19 protein-coding genes, 1 tRNA gene and 1 pseudogene are annotated in these 18,577 nt (G+C 52.5%); 12 read left to right on the forward strand and 9 right to left on the reverse strand.

Translation table 11 applies throughout. The annotated features are described in order from the left end of the window. Positions 1-32: 32 nt before the first annotated feature. Genes modC through modA form a run of 3 tightly spaced genes read right to left on the reverse strand, consistent with a single transcriptional unit; the run spans position 33 to position 2,591 of the window. The gene (gene modC, locus SIL79_RS06675; RefSeq protein ID WP_039035341.1) at positions 33-1,121 is read right to left on the reverse strand and encodes a molybdenum ABC transporter ATP-binding protein ModC; all 1,089 of its coding nucleotides are present in this window, start codon (positions 1,119-1,121) and stop codon (positions 33-35) included. Continuing rightward, positions 1,115-1,807 (reverse strand): molybdate ABC transporter permease subunit, encoded by a 693-nt coding sequence (modB, locus tag SIL79_RS06680; RefSeq protein WP_028780857.1) that lies wholly within the window; start codon positions 1,805-1,807, stop codon positions 1,115-1,117. The genes modC and modB overlap by 7 nt, the downstream gene beginning before the upstream one ends. Positions 1,808-1,823: 16 nt before the next feature. After that, a complete protein-coding gene (gene modA, locus SIL79_RS06685; protein WP_039035340.1) occupies positions 1,824-2,591 on the reverse strand; it encodes a molybdate ABC transporter substrate-binding protein in 768 nt (255 codons plus the stop codon). Positions 2,592-2,751: 160 nt separating this feature from the next. Here modA and SIL79_RS06690 point away from each other — a divergent pair, with 160 nt between their 5' ends. From SIL79_RS06690 to SIL79_RS06705, 4 genes are all read left to right on the forward strand, one after another. Continuing rightward, positions 2,752-3,537, forward strand: coding sequence for a TOBE domain-containing protein (locus SIL79_RS06690; RefSeq protein WP_144361638.1), 786 nt, complete (start codon positions 2,752-2,754; stop codon positions 3,535-3,537). A 127-nt stretch (positions 3,538-3,664) separates the two neighbouring features. Continuing rightward, on the forward strand, positions 3,665-4,159 hold the full coding sequence (greB, locus tag SIL79_RS06695) for a transcription elongation factor GreB (RefSeq protein ID WP_039035338.1): 495 nt from the start codon (positions 3,665-3,667) through the stop codon (positions 4,157-4,159). Between the two features lie 171 nt (positions 4,160-4,330). Continuing rightward, a complete protein-coding gene (locus SIL79_RS20675) occupies positions 4,331-4,594 on the forward strand; it encodes a hypothetical protein (RefSeq protein WP_373297509.1) in 264 nt (87 codons plus the stop codon). Between the two features lie 9 nt (positions 4,595-4,603). Continuing rightward, positions 4,604-4,834 (forward strand): TM2 domain-containing protein, encoded by a 231-nt coding sequence (locus SIL79_RS06705; RefSeq protein ID WP_039035336.1) that lies wholly within the window; start codon positions 4,604-4,606, stop codon positions 4,832-4,834. Between the two features lie 39 nt (positions 4,835-4,873). On the opposite strand, the gene SIL79_RS06710 is transcribed toward SIL79_RS06705, so the two are convergent. Beyond that, entirely contained in the window at positions 4,874-5,113 is a 240-nt protein-coding gene (locus SIL79_RS06710; RefSeq protein ID WP_039035335.1) for a hypothetical protein, read from the reverse strand. A gap of 284 nt (positions 5,114-5,397) precedes the next feature. On the opposite strand from SIL79_RS06710, the gene SIL79_RS06715 reads away from it, so the two are divergent. Further along, positions 5,398-6,372 carry a ribonuclease T2 family protein gene (locus SIL79_RS06715; protein WP_177192580.1) on the forward strand — a complete coding sequence of 325 codons (975 nt, stop codon included), beginning with the start codon at positions 5,398-5,400 and terminating at the stop codon, positions 6,370-6,372. 6 nt (positions 6,373-6,378) lie between these two features. On the opposite strand, the gene SIL79_RS06720 is transcribed toward SIL79_RS06715, so the two are convergent. The 4 genes from SIL79_RS06720 to plsB form a co-directional block, all read right to left on the reverse strand. Continuing rightward, complete coding sequence (locus tag SIL79_RS06720) at positions 6,379-7,176, reverse strand: VOC family protein (protein WP_039035334.1); 798 nt, start codon at positions 7,174-7,176, stop codon at positions 6,379-6,381. Positions 7,177-7,764: 588 nt separating this feature from the next. Next, positions 7,765-7,838, reverse strand: a tRNA-Gly gene (locus tag SIL79_RS06725). A gap of 98 nt (positions 7,839-7,936) precedes the next feature. Further along, a complete protein-coding gene (gene mtr, locus SIL79_RS06730; protein WP_319619084.1) occupies positions 7,937-9,184 on the reverse strand; it encodes a tryptophan permease in 1,248 nt (415 codons plus the stop codon). After that, positions 9,184-11,610 carry a glycerol-3-phosphate 1-O-acyltransferase PlsB gene (plsB, locus tag SIL79_RS06735; protein ID WP_039035355.1) on the reverse strand — a complete coding sequence of 809 codons (2,427 nt, stop codon included), beginning with the start codon at positions 11,608-11,610 and terminating at the stop codon, positions 9,184-9,186. Before plsB ends, mtr begins: the two co-directional genes overlap by 1 nt. A gap of 262 nt (positions 11,611-11,872) precedes the next feature. Between plsB and lexA the strand changes: the two genes are divergently transcribed. The 6 genes and pseudogenes from lexA to SIL79_RS06765 all read left to right on the forward strand — a co-directional run bounded on the left by lexA (position 11,873) and on the right by SIL79_RS06765 (position 17,639). Beyond that, positions 11,873-12,493: a transcriptional repressor LexA gene (gene lexA / locus SIL79_RS06740; RefSeq protein ID WP_039035332.1), complete on the forward strand. Its 621-nt coding sequence runs from the start codon at positions 11,873-11,875 to the stop codon at positions 12,491-12,493. After that, the gene (locus SIL79_RS06745) at positions 12,490-12,981 is read left to right on the forward strand and encodes a cell division inhibitor SulA (protein WP_052248213.1); all 492 of its coding nucleotides are present in this window, start codon (positions 12,490-12,492) and stop codon (positions 12,979-12,981) included. The genes lexA and SIL79_RS06745 overlap by 4 nt, the downstream gene beginning before the upstream one ends. A gap of 470 nt (positions 12,982-13,451) precedes the next feature. Continuing rightward, a pseudogene (coxB, locus tag SIL79_RS06750) lies at positions 13,452-14,573 on the forward strand (cytochrome c oxidase subunit II); the annotation flags it as partial. Positions 14,574-14,591: 18 nt separating this feature from the next. After that, complete coding sequence (gene ctaD, locus SIL79_RS06755) at positions 14,592-16,202, forward strand: cytochrome c oxidase subunit I (RefSeq protein ID WP_039035330.1); 1,611 nt, start codon at positions 14,592-14,594, stop codon at positions 16,200-16,202. A gap of 1 nt (position 16,203) precedes the next feature. Next, on the forward strand, positions 16,204-16,767 hold the full coding sequence (locus tag SIL79_RS06760) for a cytochrome c oxidase assembly protein (protein ID WP_028780846.1): 564 nt from the start codon (positions 16,204-16,206) through the stop codon (positions 16,765-16,767). Next, positions 16,764-17,639: a cytochrome c oxidase subunit 3 gene (locus tag SIL79_RS06765; RefSeq protein ID WP_162207150.1), complete on the forward strand. Its 876-nt coding sequence runs from the start codon at positions 16,764-16,766 to the stop codon at positions 17,637-17,639. The genes SIL79_RS06760 and SIL79_RS06765 overlap by 4 nt, the downstream gene beginning before the upstream one ends. On the opposite strand, the gene SIL79_RS06770 is transcribed toward SIL79_RS06765, so the two are convergent. Next, positions 17,636-17,854, reverse strand: coding sequence for a DUF2909 family protein (locus SIL79_RS06770; protein WP_025010819.1), 219 nt, complete (start codon positions 17,852-17,854; stop codon positions 17,636-17,638). The genes SIL79_RS06765 and SIL79_RS06770 overlap by 4 nt on opposite strands. Here SIL79_RS06770 and SIL79_RS06775 point away from each other — a divergent pair. Then, positions 17,826-18,572: an SURF1 family protein gene (locus SIL79_RS06775; protein WP_101096270.1), complete on the forward strand. Its 747-nt coding sequence runs from the start codon at positions 17,826-17,828 to the stop codon at positions 18,570-18,572. The two genes, SIL79_RS06770 and SIL79_RS06775, sit on opposite strands and share 29 nt — an antisense overlap. Positions 18,573-18,577 lie beyond the last annotated feature (5 nt).

The following is an 18,577-nucleotide window of genomic DNA, read 5'->3' on the forward strand; positions in this document are numbered from 1 at the left end:
CTTTGTAACAGTAGTTGATCTTCTGTTGTACCTCAGTGAGAACGAGCCAAATCGGCGGCCGTGAGGCTGACCCCTTTAATCTGGGCATAGAGCGACATTCCGGGCTGCAACGCCAGCTCCTCAAGGGCCCAGCGGGTAATATTGGCCCACAGTGGCATACCCGCCAACCTCAACCTGAGCTGCACATAGTCGCGGTTGTCGACCCTGCTCACCTCCTCCAGAGTTACCGGCAGGATATTGCGAATACTGCTGCCGCTCGGCACCTGCAGGCACACAGAGACCTGATTGCTGTGAACCCGCACCCGTATCGGCTTATCCTGTTTGGGTAACAGTTCATTGACCCACAAGCTGTTACCGTCGGCGAGTTGCAAACGGGTCATGGCATACTCGGGATGACTCTCGGCCACTGTGGCACTCAACAGTGAGCTTTGTTCCTGAGCACTGAGCCAGGGTCTCAGCTCGTCACTGTCCCACACCTGCTCCAGCGGGCCACTGAGGACGCAGCTGCCCTTGTCCAGCACCAGCATCTGATCCGCCAGTTGCAGAATCTCATCCAGACTGTGGCTGACATAGATAATCGGCAGCTTAAGTTCGGCGGTGAGCCTCTGTAGGTAGGGCAACAGCTCGCGCTTGCGCGGCAAGTCCAGCGATGCCAGCGGCTCATCCATCAACAGAATCTCTGGACGGGTCAGCAAGGCCCGGCCTATGGCGACCCGCTGTTTTTCCCCACCGGAGAGGGTGAAGGGAAAACGGTCGAGCAGTTTCTCCAGCCCCAGCAGTTGCACCACAGTATCAAACTCGCGGCTGTCTTTATCCTTGCGGCCATAGTTGAGATTGCCGCGCACCCGATAGTGGGGAAACAGCCTGGCATCCTGAAACACAAAGCCGGCGTTACGACGCTCAGGTGGCAGATTGATCTTCTTTTCTTTATGAAACAGCCAGCGCTCTCCCAAGCGGATCTCTCCGGCATCCGGGGTTGCCAGACCACCGAGAATATTGATCAGCGAGGTCTTGCCGGCGCCCGAGCGGCCAAAGACGGCGCTGACCCCGGAGAGAGGTAACTCTGTGTCCACATCCAGCAGGGTTTGTCCCAGCTGTTGCCTGATAGTGATTTTCAGCATTGTCCCAGTGTCCTCTGTTGCGCCCGCTTGCTGAGCCATTGGGAAGCGATCAGCGAAGCCAGTGAAATCAATATCGCAATCACACACAGCCTGGCGGCCTCGGCCTCGGCGCCCGGGGTCTCGATAAAGGAGTACATAGCCAAGGGAATAGTGCGGGTTTCACCGGGTATATTGGAGACAAAAGTAATGGTGGAACCGAACTCCCCGAGGCTGCGGGCAAAGGCCAGCACCATGCCCGAGACTATGCCGGGCGCGGTCAGCGGCAGGCTGATGGTGAAGAAGACCTTGAGTCGGCCGGCGCCCAAGGTACGCGCCGCCTGCTCCAGACGCACATCCACCCCTTCAAGCGCCTGACGAATGGCACGAACCATTAACGGGAATGACACCACCGCGGCCGCCAGTGCAGCGCCGCGCCAGCTGAAACTAAAGCTGAAGCCAAAAGTGTCATAGAGCCAACCACCGAGAAAACCGCTGCGGCCCATGGAGACCAGCAATAAATACCCTATGACCACAGGCGGCAACACCAGTGGCAGGTGGATCAGGCTATCGAGCACAGACTTGCCGGGGAACTCCAGCCGCGCCAGCACCCAGGCACACAAAATACCAAGCGGCAGGCTACAGAGCACTGCCACAGTGGACACCTTGAGACTGAGCAGCAAGGCGGCCACTTCATAGTCGGTCAACAAGCTCAAAGTCAGGATCTCAGTTTACGCCGAAGCCGTATTTGGCAAATACCGCCTTGGCGGCGTCAGACTGCAGGAATTGATAGAAACCTTCGGCGCCTTTGCTGTGCTCTTTACCCACCAGCGCCATGGGATAGCTGATTGGCTTGTGAGTCTCTTGGGGGAATACCGCCAGCTGTTTTACCCCTTGGGCCACTTTGGCATCTGTGGAATAGACAATCCCCAGAGATGACTCGCCGCGTTCGACCAACGCCAAGGCACCGCGAACACTATTGGCTCTGGCCAGCAGAGGTTCGGCCTGTTGCCACAAACCCAAGTTTTCCAGCGCCTGCTTGGCATAGCGACCGGCCGGCACATGATCTGGATCGCCAACCGCCATCCGGCTGTTACCCAATGCCTGTTTGAGATCCCAGGAAGCCGAGATTTCAACCTGGTTCAGCGCACTGCCTTTCGGCGCGATCAGCACCAGCGTGTTACGCAGCAGAGTGACCCGACTATCACTGTCAATGGCCTTGTTTTCATCGAGATAGTCCATCCATTTCTGGTTGGCCGACAGAAACAGCTCGGCGGGCGCACCTTGGGCAATCTGGCGTGCCAGAGTCGAAGAGGACGCAAAAGAGAACACTGTTTCAGTGTCATGCTTGCGGTCATATTCGGCGCCCAGTTCATTCATGGCATTGGTGAGTGAAGCGGCGGCAAAGACGGTGACTTTTTCCTTGGCACTGACGTTAAAGGCCAACAATAACCCCAGAGCCAAGCTCAGGGCAGGACGGAACAGGGACTTCATAACGACTCCTTGGTGAAATGATTGCACTATTTAGATACTGCCAACGTTATATACATAGTTATATAACGATAAGCAAGCCTGTGAGCGCCAGTGAGTGATCCCTGTGGTCTTTATCAGCGCAATAAGGGAGAATAACCCCGACACTGATAAGGAATATGCCATGGACCTCAAAGCCCTGTTAACTCTCAACAATGCCGATAAACTGTTTGCCAATCCCAAGCGCATTGCACTGTTGAAGCAGATACGCATTACCGGCTCCATCAGCCAGGGGGCCAAACAGGCGGGCATCAGTTACAAGGCGGCCTGGGATGCAGTCAACGACATGAATCTGCAGGCTCCCCAGCCTGTGGTCAGCAGTGAAAAGGGTGGTAAAGGCGGTGGCGGCGCCAAGTTGACCGAGTTTGGCGAGCGTCTGCTGAAGCTCTACGAACTGATGGATCAAATGCAGGACATGGTGCTCAAGGCGCTGTTGGATGCGGCCGTTCCCATGGATAACCTACTAGATCTGATGGCCCACTTCTCGCTCAAGACCAGCGCCCGCAATCAACTGGCCGGTGAAGTCATTGCGCTCAAGGATGATTCACTCAATGACAATGTCAGGGTCAAATTGGCCGGTGGACAGGAGATAGATGCCGCCATCACCCATGCCAGCACAGACAAACTGGGGTTGCATATCGGCAAGAAGGTATTGCTGCTGTTCAAGGCTCCCGCCGTCAGTATCCACTCGCTGCAGCAGCCCCTCAGCAGTGGCAATCGCCTCAAAGGCCAATTATTGCAAATCAAACGCGATCCCCAGCGCAGCGAAATTACCCTGGATATCGGCGGCAACGACCGCCTCTACGCTTCGGTATACAACGACAGCATTGAGGGCTTGCCATTGACTCTGGGCGATCATCTGCAGGCCTGCTTTGAGCCGGGGCAGACACTCATCGCCTGCGTAAAATGACATGCAAAGGCATCCTGTTTATCCCATTGGCAGAAAGGCGCACTTGCAAGCACGCCTGAGTTCTGTAAATCTTCAGCACTATTGGCATCGGCGCCTGGCGCCAACAGCAAGTTGATCGAATAAACCGATGAAAGCCCATTTGATTACCCGTAAGGGCTGGGAAGCCCTGGACAAAGAACTCAAATATTTGTGGAAGGAATACCGCCCCGAGATCACCCTCAAGGTACAAGAGGCCGCGGCTCAAGGCGACCGCTCCGAAAACGCAGATTACACCTACAACAAACGCTTACTACGGCAGATAGATCGCCGGATCCGCTATCTGGTTAAACGCCTGGAAGAGCTGAAAATAGTCGACTACTCACCGCAGCAGGAAGGAAAGGTGTTTTTCGGCGCTTGGGTCGAACTGGAAAATGACCAGGGCACTGTGGTGCGCTACCGGATTGTCGGCAAGGACGAGATAGATACCAAGAAAGGTTATATCACCATAGACTCCCCCATGGCGCGGGCTCTCATAGGAAAACAGGTTGATGATGAAGTCCAGGTGCAAACCCCATCCGGGATCAAAGAGTGGTACATCAATGTGATCCAATACCAGGCGTTTGAAACAGATGTGTCAGAATAATCTCAATTTAACAATTTGTTATTGAAAAAAATCTCAGGAAAAAGGTAGACTTCCCACGTTTGGCTCGAAGATGTGCAGGGAGATGCCTGCCGGGCCGGACGACTCAGCTTTCAACATAGGAACAAGGAAGTGCAGACTCTCAAAAAATCCGATAAGAGTTATGGCGTAGCCGTGTGCCTTTCAGGCATTTTCGGCATCTTGGGCATACACCATTTTTACTGTGGGCGTATTCTGCATGGCCTGTTTGATCTCGGTCTGGCAATAGTAGGTATTACGCTGATTTCGACAGATGATCCTACCTTGGTATTCACCGGAATAGCTGTACTGGCGGTCGATATTATCCACACAGTGATAATCACTTTCATGTTACTCGTAGGAAGCTATAAAGATGGGCAGGGTAGGCTGATCACTTACCCGGGACAAAAGTTAACTTAAGGACAAACAATGACAATCGAAAATGAGCAATTGAGCGACAAGGGTTTCGTACCTACTCTACTGCTGTGCTTCTTCCTGGGCAGCTTCGGCGTGCACCGTTTTTACACAGGTAAAATCGGTACAGGTCTGCTGATGTTACTGACCCTGGGTGGCCTGGGTATTTGGACTCTGATCGACTTTGTTCGTATCGCCATCGGTAGCTTCCGTGATGCCGAAGGCCGCCAAATCAAAGCAGCCTGATCCCTGTATGCCAGTGGCACCAGCCACTGGCATCCTTACTCACTCCTTAGAAAGTACCCTTCCATTACGTAACATCTCTTCCGCTTCTAAGCGCTCTTGCTCCCTTTGTGCCTGAGTGGTACATCTTCTTATCGGCATCCTCGAACCTGTCACTGTAACTTTTTCACAGTGGTAACCATCACTGCGCTCCACATCTGCCTGAGCCTGCTGCGATTCATCAGTACTACTACAGGCTCCCAGACACAACACCATAACTACCGAGGCAACACATCCTTTCATTCACTTTTTCCTGTAAAATTCTGCTGCATTGCCAAGCTACACAACTAATTGACAAGTAACAATTGCGCTTCATTTGCTCAACAAACACAAAGATACAAATTGGCGCCATTTATCTGCGGCCAAAAAGTCGGATATTCCGGCTATGGTGCATCAGCTCTGAGCCTTGAAGCCAAAGTTTAAGATCATCTATTTAACATAAGTTGCACTTCAAACCGATACAGATACAAAGTGTCACATGGCAAACAAAAATCTGCATGATGACAATTTCGTCAAAGAGGAACCTTATGACCCGCTTACTGATATTATTGCTGTGGCTGTTACCTGTCGGGATCATGGCAGCCCCCTTTTCCGGTGAGTTGCTGATAGACAAGACCTGCCCGCTGTTTCAATCGAAGAACAAGGGCACTAATCCCGGGCAGCTTTACAGCAACCCCGGACAAAGGCTGGAGATAGTTGAGCGCCTCGGTCACGACACGCCCACCTGGTTCAGGGTCAAGACCTCGGCGACACAATCACCTCTGCGCTGGATTGCCGCCGATTGTGGTCAGCTGCAAGCGGGCGCACTGCCTACTGAACCTCAAACCAAAAACGCCTGTAACCTGGCCGATAAATACGATAGCCATCTGCTGGCTCTGTCGTGGCAAAACGCCTTTTGTGAGTCAAAAGGTTCCAGCAAACCCGAATGTCGCAGCCAAAGCGCCGACCGCTTCGATGCCAGTCATTTCAGCTTGCACGGCTTATGGCCCAATAAGCGCTCTTGCGGCATCAGCTATGGCTATTGCGGCAAGGTCAAACACAAGCCCGATAACTTCTGCGCTTATCCCGCCATTGAGTTGAGTGAAGCCGTATCCGAGCGCCTGGCTCAGATGATGCCCAGTCACGCCTATGGCAGTTGCCTGGAGCGGCACGAATGGTGGAAACACGGCAGTTGCAGGGATGAAAATGCCGAAACCTACTTTTCATTGGCACTCAAACTGACCACAGAGGTTAACCAGGCAACGCCTCTGCTCAACCTACTGCAACAAAACATCGGCGCCAAGATAGCGACCGATTCTTTAAGACAAGCGTTTCAGCAAAGCTTTGGCCCTTCGAGCGAACACAAGCTGAGCCTTAAATGTCACCGGGGGATGTTGACCGAAATTCAGCTCAGTCTTCCCGAAAAGATAGATGACAGCGACCTAAAGACTCTGCTGCAACAGGCACCCAGAATTGCTCCCGGCAACTGTGGTAGCCAAATCCGCATCGATGCGGCCAACTGAGAGAAATTAGAGCGCCATGGTCAGCCGAATAATACTGAAAACAGCCCCTTGCGGGTCGTTGATCACCGCAAAACGCCCCACATTGGGGATATCTGTAGGTGGCACACAAACCTTGCCGCCCAATTCGGCCGCCCGACAAGCCATCACATCACAGTCATCAACACTGAAATAAATCATCCAGTGGGGCGGCACGTCACCCCACTGCTCGGTCATTTGCAGCATACCGCCAATGCCTTCATCACAGCTGTCGCTATTGAGAAACCATTCTGTATATTCAAAATCGACAGCATTCTCACTGCGACGCATCTGCCAGTTGAACACCTTGGGATAAAAGATCTTGGCCGCTTCAGGTTGCCGACAGGCGAGCTCAACCCAGCATAGAGTGTTGGCTTCCCACTTACGCCCGGCACCGGGATGTTCGATACCCTGCCAAACCGAAAAATGGGCCCCTTCGGGATCGGTAAATAGCGCCATCTTACCGGCACAGCCAACCTCATGGGGGCCCATCAGAAGCTGACCGCCGGCGGAGCTGATGGCCTCAATACAGTGGTTAATATCCTCCACCGCAAAGTAAACCGCCCAGTGACTGGGAACCCCCTGCTGCTGTAATTCAGTAGGCAATTGATAAATGGCACCTATATCTTCATGCGCCTGCTTCAACATGGTATAGGCGCCTTCCGGCATGGGGATATCTTCAGCTTGCCAACCAAAGAGACGACAATAAAAGTGCTTGGCACTGTTCCAGTCCTGCGTCCCCAGTTCTACCCAACAGGGCTCGCCATGTCTGTATGCTGTAATCTTCATTATCCGGTTTCCAATTCTGTGTTGCGCAGTGGAGGCTGATGAAGCCGGTTCCATTTACGTTAAACACTAATAGAAATTATACCAGGCTGTATAGAAAATATACGATGGCAATATCGAATTGAGAATATAAGGGTTTGACGATATAAAGAAGAAAAAAGGCCGTAGCCTGTTGGTTAGCACAAACTTTCCTTGTCACGCTTCCCTATGCTGCACAATGTGCCAAACAACAGACTACGACGGAACAATGAGATGCAAAATCTCATACATAAAAAGGATGCAGGGCAATGGACACAATCCCTTTATGCGTAAGTAATACTGGCTTATCGAGAGCAGGATAACTATCAGACAAATCCCAAGAGAGTTTGGCACCCTTCCTAAAGGGGCGCTATTTAGACTCAGAAGGCCAAAATGACCCGATCCCCTTTGAGAAATATATTGCCTTTCAGTTTATTGGCTTTTACGGATAGAAAAACGAGACCGGCACCTATGTAACTTAAATAGTCATAGGTTGCGGATAAAGCCCAGTGCAAAAAACGAATATTGATTCATGAGCTACTGGGAGCAAGTATCAACTATGACGAAACTAATTGGAGCGGGTGATGGGAATCGAACCCACGTATGCAGCTTGGGAAGCTGCCGTTCTACCATTGAACTACACCCGCACAAAACACTCGGCATGGACGATATAAATTACTGACTTTTATAGTCTTGTCAAGAAGCCGCTCTTTCATTCCTTTGAAAAAGAGAGCAGCTTCTCGCTTCAGGAATACTTAGGCAGTATACCAGCCATGGCCAACAGATGGCAGGCAGCCGTCAGTAATCCAAACAACACCACTATGGCTATCAAAGGTGTACCGCCCGGCACACGAAAGCCGTGGCTATCGGCAAATTGTTGTCTTGAGCGCCAAGCCATCAAGGCCGGCACTATGACGGCCCAAACTGTAGCCGCCAGGGCAGCAAAGCCGATAGCGACCAGGAAGCCATCGGGAAACAACATACCCAATAAAGTCGGAGGCAGGAAAGTCACCAAGGCGGTCTTGGCCCTGCCACAGCGACTGTCGTCAAAACCAAATAGATCTGCCAAATAGTCAAACAAGCCCAAGGTTACCCCAAGAAATGAAGAGGCTACCGCCAGATTGGCAAACAGAGTGAGCATGGTGTTTAGCAGCGAGTTATCCATCACCTTGGACAAGGCGCCAACCAATACGCCCATATTGCCGCCCTGAGCAATAATAGCGCCGAATTCGCCGCGGGAAATATTACCCATGGTCGCCACCAACCAACACAGGTAGATAGCCAAGGCGATAAAGGTACCTACAAAAATCGCCTTGATAATGGTGCCCGGTTGCTTGCCGTAGTATTTCACCAGCGACGGCACATTGCCATGATAGCCAAAACTCGCCAGCCCGAAAGGAATGGCCACCCACAGATATGAGCCATAAGAGTTCTCGCCATCAGGTAGTAACAACTTGCTGGTGTCTATGCCGATCAGCAGATTGCCTATCGCCAGAAAGAAGCTGATGATCATCCCGCCCAGCATTATAGTGGTGATGCGATCCACGGCCTTGGTACTTATCAGCACCACCAGTGCCAGCACCAGGGCAAACACCAGGGCGGCAAAGCTCTGCGGCAGGCTGATATCCATCCCTTCCAGGCTGTGATTGACTATGGAGCCGCCGCCACTGATATAGGCGTAAGTAAGGATATAGAGCACGAAGGTTATCGAAGCGCCGTTAAGCACCCGCCAGAATTGCCCCAAAGTTTCCTTGGTGAGGGTGTCAAAGCTGGCGCCGGGCTCAAAATGGAGATTGGTTTCCAGCAGCAGTAGCCCGGACATGAACATGCAAAACCACACCCCCAGCAGCATAAGCACAGAGTAGCCAAACCACATGCCGGCACCTTCTACCGGCAGCGAAAACATGCCGGCACCGACTGTGGTCCCGGCGATGATCATGGCGCCGCCCAGCAAAGACGCCTTGGCAGGCGCCGCATTCATATGATTGGCCATCAGGCCTCCTGTTCGGCGGCGACGCTGTCAACTATGGTTTGCTTGACCTGAGGACGCAGTAGCTGGTTGGCATAATCCCGGGTTCGCTCTATATCATGGCGGGTATCTTCCTTGGTGAGATACCCAAGCTCTTTGAGCTTGATACTCAAGATGCCGTAGAGTTTCTTGTCGTAAAATTCAGGGGCAGTAATCCCATGCAGCGCGCCAAGACGACTGGCCAACTTGTGGCTTTCGCGCTCCAAATCGCCACGCTCAATACCCGGGTGCGCGGCCAGCAAGTTAAAGATGATGGCGTAACGTTGAAGGGTTTCGCTCATGGTTTCGGCCAGCAACGCCAGCGGATTGATCCCGGCTTCCAGCACTCGGAAGCCATTGACTTCTTCGGCCACCAAACCTTTGGCAATGAAACGATCCAGCAGTTGATCGGCATAGGCTCTGACATCGGCCTTACCCATAAACAGCTCGGCCTGCAGCAAAGGATAGAAATCCTCAAGCACCGCTTGCATCCGAGATCGGCAGCACTGCTCTTGACGCACCAGGCAGCTGGCCAGCAAAGAAGGCACCATAAATAGGTGAATGATGTTGTTGCGATAGTAAGTCATGGTTACCGCAATCGACTCGTCGATTGAGATGATATCGCCCAGTTCATCTTCCTGAACCGTAAACTTATTCAGCTCCAGACCTTGTTGCAGCAATTGCTTACCGTCACCTTCGGCCACCGAGATGTACTGGGTGTAAGGCACTTCCTTGAGCAGATCCAAATACAAGTCCAACTGACGTTCCAACTGGTTTCGTTCCAGCGCATTCTGCTCTGAGGACAATAGTACCAAGCTGGTGAGGGTCACTGCGCTGGCAGCAGCAGCATCGTTGATATGAGTCATCACCCGATTGGCTAGAGTATTGACAGCCGGAGTCAACCAGCTGGGTTTCTGCTCGGGATCGGCTGCCACCTCTTCGCGCCAGTTAGGTGCCGCCTCACTGAGGAAATTCTGCAGCGTCACGGGCTCACCAAAGTTTACATAACCCTGACCAAAATTACCCAACTTACGCAAGGCGCCAACCACTTGCCAGACAGATTCTTTTTGCTTCTTCTTGCCGCTGAGTTCTTTGTGATAAGTGGCCACTTCCATAACGTGGTCATAGCCCAGGTACACAGGCACCAAAGTCACTGGTCGCTCAATACCCCGCAACACAGAGTTGACCGTCATCGCCAGCATCCCAGTCTTGGGCGACAACAACCGCCCGGTACGGGAGCGGCCACCTTCGGTGAAGTACTCAACCGAATAGCCTTTGGCAAACAGCTGATCCAGATACTCACGGAACACTGCAGTATAGAGTTTATTACCGTTGAAACTGCGGCGGATAAAGAAGGCACCACCACGGCGGAATATAGGCCCGGCAGGCCAGAAGTTCAGGTTGATACCGGCGGCGATATGAGGCGGAACCATACCCTGAAAATAGAGAATATAGGAGAGCAGCAAATAATCCATATGACTGCGATGGCAAGGTACATAAACTATCTCATGTCCATCATGATGCAGCTGGCGTATCTGCTCGGCGCCCTTGATGTTGATCCCCTTGTAGAGCTTGTTCCATAACCAGGTGAGGATCCGCTGGGCAATACGCACCAGGCTGTCTGAATAGTGGGCAGCAATCTCATCGAGATATTCCTCCGCCATTTCCCTGGCCCTGGCCTCGGGGATCTTCTTGGCTGCGGCTTCCTCTTTTATAGCCTTTTTAAGGGTTTCTGAACGCAACAGTTCATTAAACAGCGCTTGACGGTTGGGCAGTAATGGCCCGGTCATCACCTTACGCTGACGGCGGAAATGTACCCTGGCCACTCGCGCCAACTTATGGGCAATAGCTTTATCGGTTCCATGTTCATCGGCCATCAGCCGCAGCGAGACCGCATTGGAAAACTGCACAAAGTTGTCTCGCCCCAGGAACAAGATCATTAGAAACTTGCGCAACCAAGTGGGGTTTTCCCGCTCAAATACGGCGGCGCGCATGCTGTCATCTTCCTTACCCGGAGTTCGGCCCCAATAGAGACTCACCGGCACCAATTGAATATCCAGTTGTGGATTGGTCTGATGCAAATGAAGCAAAGAGGTGAAACAGCTGAGAAAAGGTTTATTGCCCTTGCGCTTGCCGAACAGGGGCTTTGCACCTTCCAGGCAGACGACTCTGGGAACGGTAATATCATCAACCTTGAGCGTCTCATAAGGGCAAGGCAAACCAAACTTACGGGTGACTTCCGCCAACGCCGCGATATCACTGACAGACTCCGTCTTCATCACGTAGGCCATCGGCTTGGCGAGATCCAGGTTCAAATCGGCGAAAGGATCCTGAGGCACCACAGTGGTATGCACCAGCTTGCTTTGGAGCCAGCGAAGTGATTTAAACCAGAATGAATCTTGTTTGGACATGTTTTTCAGTGTCTGAGCCACAATCAATAGCCCAATAGAATACCAGAACTTCCTGAATCTTAGCTAGGGAAGGTGCGAACCGGTCCCGGCAGCTCCTCTGGCAAATTCCTTGAACTCCACATAATTCGTAAGCCTGACTGTCCAAATCTGCCACAGGTTAAAACATTTACCCTCCCCTAAACGTTTCAATTTTGGTTAATACTTGCGCTGATCAAAATACTGTATATACTGACAGGTACTGTATGAAAAAACAGGAATCACCATGAGACCACTGACACCGCGCCAGGCACAGATTCTGGAATTGATTAAACGCAATATAGCCGACACCGGCATGCCGCCAACCCGGGCTGAAATTGCTACCCGGTTAGGCTTCAAGAGTGCCAATGCCGCAGAGGAACACCTCAAGGCACTGGCAAAGAAAGGCTGTATTGAGATCATGCCAGGCACCTCTCGTGGTATTCGCTTGTCACATGATGAACAAGCGGAGTCAGAAGCAGGTCTGCCCTTAATAGGCCAGGTCGCTGCCGGGGAACCCATACTGGCACAGGAGCATGTTGAGCAGTATTACCAGGTCGACCCTGGCATGTTCCATCCCTGCGCCGACTTCCTACTGCGGGTACGCGGCGACAGCATGAAGAACATAGGCATTCTCGAAGGTGATCTCCTGGCGGTTCACAAGGTACAAGAAGCCCGTAACGGTCAAGTCGTGGTGGCCAGGGTTGAAGACGATGTAACAGTGAAGCGTTTTGAAAAGAAAGGTAATGTGGTTTATCTACATGCCGAGAACGAGGCTTACTCCCCAATCAAAGTCGACCTGACTTTCCAGCCATTGACCATTGAAGGACTGGCGGTAGGCATAATACGCAATGGAGACTGGCTATGAGCATAATGACGGGCAACGCCCCAAGACACCCAGGCCTGTGGACAGACACCAGTATTGCCGGCAATCAGCCTTGGCAACATACCGGCATCTCCAGCTTGGCCAGCCATAGCCAGGGACGTCAGGAATTATTACGCCTCTGCCCTCAATTGGCGCAATTGAGTCAACAGGGACGCTGGATAGTCTTGATTAACGCCCCTGCCAACATAGGTTACAAGGAAACCTTAGCAAGGGCCGGTGTCAGAATGGATAGAGTTCTCTTGGTGCGCACCAAGGATGAAATCGAAGCCCTGTGGGCAACGGAAAGAGCCTTGACCAACGGCACCTCCAGTGCAGTGATCAGTTGGATAAACAGCCTGGATGCCCGTGATAACCGTCGATTGCAGCTGGTTGCCCGTAACGCCAGAGCCATGGGAATAGTGCTGGAAACAGGACGGCAGGCGAAAGAGATGGATAACCGCCTCAACGAACTTACCCGCTCCATCCATTAATTGTATGAATAAAGGCCATTCCTGGGATGGCCTTTATTCTGTGCCTTTTGGGTGCAATACCTTTCCTTGTAAATCGACGCAAAGCCGCGCTGGTCAGCCCCTCACGCAGAATTCACCTCTAGATTAACAGACGCTTTTCTTTCATACAGTTAGAAAATATCGTGATCTTGATCAATATTTAATCTACAAGTAATGTAAGAACAACGATTGTGTTATCTCCATGCAATTCGTCGTAGGTTGAACGTCCCATTTCGCTTTATAGCGAGTAAGGCCGTCGCCGGAAATGCTGAGTATATTCAGCGGTAAGTGCAACAGTGGTTACCACCTGTATACCTAGATCTAAGTGAAACCGCCGCCGCACTTTGAAGTCATCGTTGCTTTTTTGGGAACTGAAGAGTTTGCATAGAGCAAAGACTTACTGTGTGACTCTTCTTTGTAGTTGCGAATGCAATTGACAGAGGAGATGTCTTGTGAAGCAATGGCTGTGTGTTTTGCTGACCTTGTTGTGCGTCAGCTTGTTGTCTCCAGGTGCTCAGGCAGATATGCCCTTGAATATGACTCAAGGGGTAACTGAGATCAGTGGCAAGGTGTATCACCTGCACATGATCATTCTTTATATCTGCTGCGCCATAGGTTTGGTCGTATTCGGCGTGATGATCTACGCCATGATCAACCATAGAAAATCCAAAGGGGCAGTCGCGTCCCAATTCCATGAAAGTACCAAGGTAGAAATTGCCTGGACGCTTATCCCCTTCTTAATCCTTATCCTGATGGCAATCCCCGCAACCAAGACGCTGATTGCCATGGAGGATCCCAGTGATGCCGACCTGACGGTCAAGATCACCGGCTCGCAATGGAAATGGCACTACAGCTATTTCGGCGAAGACATCGACTTCTTCAGCATATTGGCAACGCCGAGGTCCCAGATAGAAGGCCAGGAAGCCAAGGGCGAGCACTACCTGCTTGAAGTCGACAAGCCGTTGGTATTGCCCATCAATCGTAAAGTCCGATTCCTGATGACCTCAGATGATGTGATCCACTCCTGGTGGGTGCCCGCCTTTGCCGTCAAAAAAGACGCCAATCCCGGTTTTATCAACGAAGCCTGGACCCGGGTGGACAAGCCGGGGATCTACCGCGGCCAATGTGCCGAGCTTTGCGGTAAAGACCACGGCTTTATGCCGATTGTGGTGCAGGTACTGGCAGAAGATGAGTTCGACGCCTGGATGGCAAAGCAGAAACAAGCCGCGGCTACGGCCGCCGAAGAAGCTCAGGCGGCCCTCAGTGAGACCATGAGCCATGATGAAGCCATGGCGCTTGGCGAACAGATCTATATGGCGCGCTGCGCCGCCTGTCATCAGCCAAACGGCGCCGGACTTCAAGGGGTGTTCCCGGCGCTCAAGGGCAGTGCTATTGCTATAGGTCCAATAGCAGCCCATCTGGACATAGTGATCCATGGCAAGACAGGCACCGCCATGCAAGCCTTCGGCAAACAGATTACCGCCAAGGAACTGGCCGCTGTGGTGACCTATGAGCGCAATGCCTGGGGCAATAACACAGGCGACACAGTGCAAGCCGCCGACGTCAATAACCACGGGCAGTAGGGGAAGAAGATGAACTCATTCAGTCAAGATGCGAAAGCCGGTGTTCAGGAAGTCACTGAACAGGAACACCAGCATCATCACGCCCCCAAGGGGATCATGCGCTGGTTGCTGACCACCAACCATAAAGATATAGGCACACTCTATCTCTGGTTCAGCTTCATCATGTTCCTAATCGGGGGCGCCATGGCCATGGTGATCCGTGCTGAATTATTCCAGCCCGGTTTGCAACTGGTCGAGCCCAATTTCTTTAACCAAATGACCACAGTACACGGTCTTATCATGGTTTTTGGTGCCGTGATGCCGGCCTTTACCGGCCTGGCCAACTGGTTGATCCCCATGATGATAGGTGCGCCGGATATGGCGCTGCCGAGGATGAACAACTGGAGCTTTTGGATTTTACCCTTCGCCTTCTTAATCCTGCTTAGCTCATTGTTTATGGAAGGCGGCGGCCCCAATTTTGGCTGGACCTTCTATGCGCCATTGTCGACAACTTATAGCGCAGACAGCACAGCCTTGTTTGTTTTTTCAATACATATCATGGGGATAAGCTCAATCATGGGGGCGATCAACGTGATAGTCACCATAGTGAATCTGCGCGCACCTGGCATGAACTGGATGAAGCTGCCCCTGTTCGTCTGGACCTGGCTTATCACCGCCTTCCTTCTGATAGCCGTTATGCCGGTATTGGCCGGGGCTGTGACCATGGTACTCACAGACAAATTCTTCGGCACCAGCTTCTTCGATGCCGCCGGCGGCGGAGATCCTGTGATGTTCCAGCATATTTTCTGGTTCTTCGGCCACCCCGAGGTGTACATAATGATCTTGCCGTCATTCGGCATCATCTCGGCCATCATTCCGGCATTCAGTCGCAAACCTTTGTTTGGCTACGCCTCAATGGTCTACGCCACTGCCAGCATCGCGATCCTCTCCTTCCTGGTGTGGGCACACCACATGTTCACCACAGGTATGCCTGTCTTTGCCGAACTCTTCTTTATGTACTGCACCATGCTGATTGCCGTGCCAACCGGGGTCAAGGTATTCAACTGGGTTGCCACCATGTGGCGGGGATCCATCAGCTTTGAAGCCCCTATGATGTTCGCCTGTGCCTTTATTATTCTCTTCACCATAGGCGGCTTCTCCGGCCTGATGTTGGCAATCACCCCAGCCGACTTCCAATACCATGACACTTACTTTGTGGTTGCCCATTTTCATTATGTGCTGGTCACCGGTGCCATCTTCTCCATCATGGCCGCCGCCTATTACTGGCTACCCAAGTGGACCGGGCATATGTACAGCGAGACCTTGGCCAAGTGGCATTTCTGGTGCTCGGTCATTTCGGTCAATGTGTTGTTCTTCCCGATGCATTTCCTCGGACTGGCCGGTATGCCCAGACGCATCCCCGACTACTCGGTGCAGTTTGCCGATGTCAATCAGATTGTCTCCATAGGCGGTTTTGCCTTTGGCCTGTCACAGCTGATATTTCTGGTACTGGTGATCAAGTGTATTCGCGGCGGCGCCCAGGCTCCGGCCAAACCTTGGGAAGGTGCCCAAGGACTTGAGTGGACACTCCCAAGTCCGGCGCCTTATCACACCTTCAGCACTCCGCCGGAGATTAAGTGATATGGCAGACTCCCGCCCCGACAACCGTAAACTGGTACGCCTGCTGCTACTTGGCGCCGTAGCCATGTTCGGCTTCGGCTTTGCCCTGGTGCCGCTCTATGACGTGCTTTGTCAGCAGTTGGGGATCAATGGCAAGACCAACACCAGCGCCGCCACTTATAGTGCCCAAGTGGATAACAGCCGCTTGGTCACTGTGGAGTTTATCTCTCAGGTGGCCAAGGGAATGCCGTGGGAGTTCAAGCCGGAAGTGACCCGTATCAAGGTGCATCCCGGCCAGTTGACCCATACCCGCTTTCTGGCCCGCAACCTGTCACACCAATACAAGATAGGTCAGGCGATCCCTTCCGTTTCACCGGGACAAGGCGCCGCCTACTTCAATAAAACCGAGTGCTTCTGTTTCAATCAGCAGCCGCTGGCTGCCGATGCCAGTGCCGAGCTGCCGCTGGTGTTTTACGTGGATCCGGACCTGCCGGACTCCATCAGCACTCTGACCCTCTCTTACACCCTCTATGACATCACGGATAGACAGATATCCGATGCCCTGGAGCAAGGAGCAGCGAAATGACCAGTAAACATGAACACTATTATGTTCCGGCTCAAAGCGCCTGGCCGATTGTCGGCGCATTGGGGCTTTTTCTTATCGCCTATGGTGCCGGTACTTATGTATCCCAGCTCAAGTCTGACGGTGGCCACGGCAGCTACGTACTGCTGACAGGAATTGCTGTCATTCTGTTCATGCTGATTGGCTGGTTCAGAAACGTGATCCATGAATCCATGAGTGGTCTCTATTCGCCACAGATGGACAGGTCATTTCGGCAGGGAATGAGTTGGTTCATCTTCTCTGAGGTGATGTTCTTTGCGGCCTTTTTCGGCGCCCTCTTCTATGCCCGTATGGTGGCAGTGCCTTGGTTGGGTGGTGCATCCAACAATGCCATGACCAACGAAGTGCTCTGGCCTGGATTCAGCGCAGGCTGGCCCTTACTGAAAACCCCGGACGGCACTGAAACCCAAGCCATGGGTTGGAATGGTTTACCCCTTTTCAACACCATTATTCTGCTTACCTCCTCTATTACCCTGCATTTTGCCCACCTGGGGTTAGAGAAAGGCAAACGCACCGCCTTAACCCTTTGGCTTGGACTCACCATCTTGCTGGGACTGGCGTTTTTAATCTTGCAGGGAGAGGAATATGTCCATGCCTACACTGAGCTGGGGCTGACGCTGCAGTCCGGCGTTTATGGCAACACCTTCTTCCTGCTGACAGGTTTCCACGGTATGCATGTGACTCTGGGCACGCTGTTCCTGTTGGTGCTGTTTTTCAGGGTTTTAAAGGGGCACTTCAGCGCTGAGCGTCACTTTGCCTTTCAGGCCGGCAGTTGGTATTGGCACTTTGTCGATGTGGTGTGGCTATGCCTGTTTGTTTTTGTGTATGTGCTTTAGTAAGGCCGGGGATTAGGGGAAATAATCCCCAGCGCCAATGCCAGCAGCAACAAAAGAACCACCAACGCCGAAAACAGCACCCGGCGGCCAAGAAAACGGCTCATGGGAACAGATGAATCGCCGCGCACCATGATCCACAGGGCGCGACCAAGGTTGAAAATGATGAACAGCAGTAGCAGTACCAATATGACTTTAAAGAAAAAACTGACTGACATTCACTCTCCCATCCCTTGGGGGCGTTACCTTGCACTGTTATTTACTTTGGGGCTGTTTCTACTCATGGTCAAGCTGGGATTCTGGCAACTGCAGCGCGCTGAAGAAAAGCAACTATTGGCCCAGGAGATTGCCGCCAGAGCGGATGCGGGGCCAAGCAGCTTTTCAGCTCTGCTGAGGCGAGACCCAGACACCCGACTCACAGGGCAGAAACTGCAGCTGAGCGCCAATGTATTGAGCGGTAAGCAATTGCTGCTGGACAACCAGGTGTATCAGGGACGAGTAGGCTACCTGTTGCTGCAACCTCTGCAAGTTGAGCCGGAGCAACCCTGGCTATTGCTGGAGCTGGGGTTTATCCCAGCCGCAGAAAAACGCAGTGAACTGCCAGAGATATTGCCATTACCGCCACGCCTCACCCTCGAAGGCCGATTGTGGCAAAAGGGCAGTAACCCACTGAGCCAGGAGCTCTTGGCCGAAGCCGGTTGGCCCAAGCGAATACAAAATCTCAACTGGCCGCAGCTCGAGCACTTGCTTGGGCACAAACTGATCCCGGCCGTGTTGCAGCCGGTTCAGCTGGAAGGTGTGGACTTGCCAAGACCCTGGCAGCCATTGCCCATGCCGGCTGAAAAACACCTGGGTTATGCCCTGCAGTGGTTTTCCATGGCTGCCGCCCTGTTGTTACTGCTTGTCTGGTGGCGCTGGAAACTGAATCGACACTAACCATA

This window comes from Shewanella indica (assembly GCF_033842865.1).
GTDB lineage: Bacteria > Pseudomonadota > Gammaproteobacteria > Enterobacterales > Shewanellaceae > Shewanella > Shewanella indica.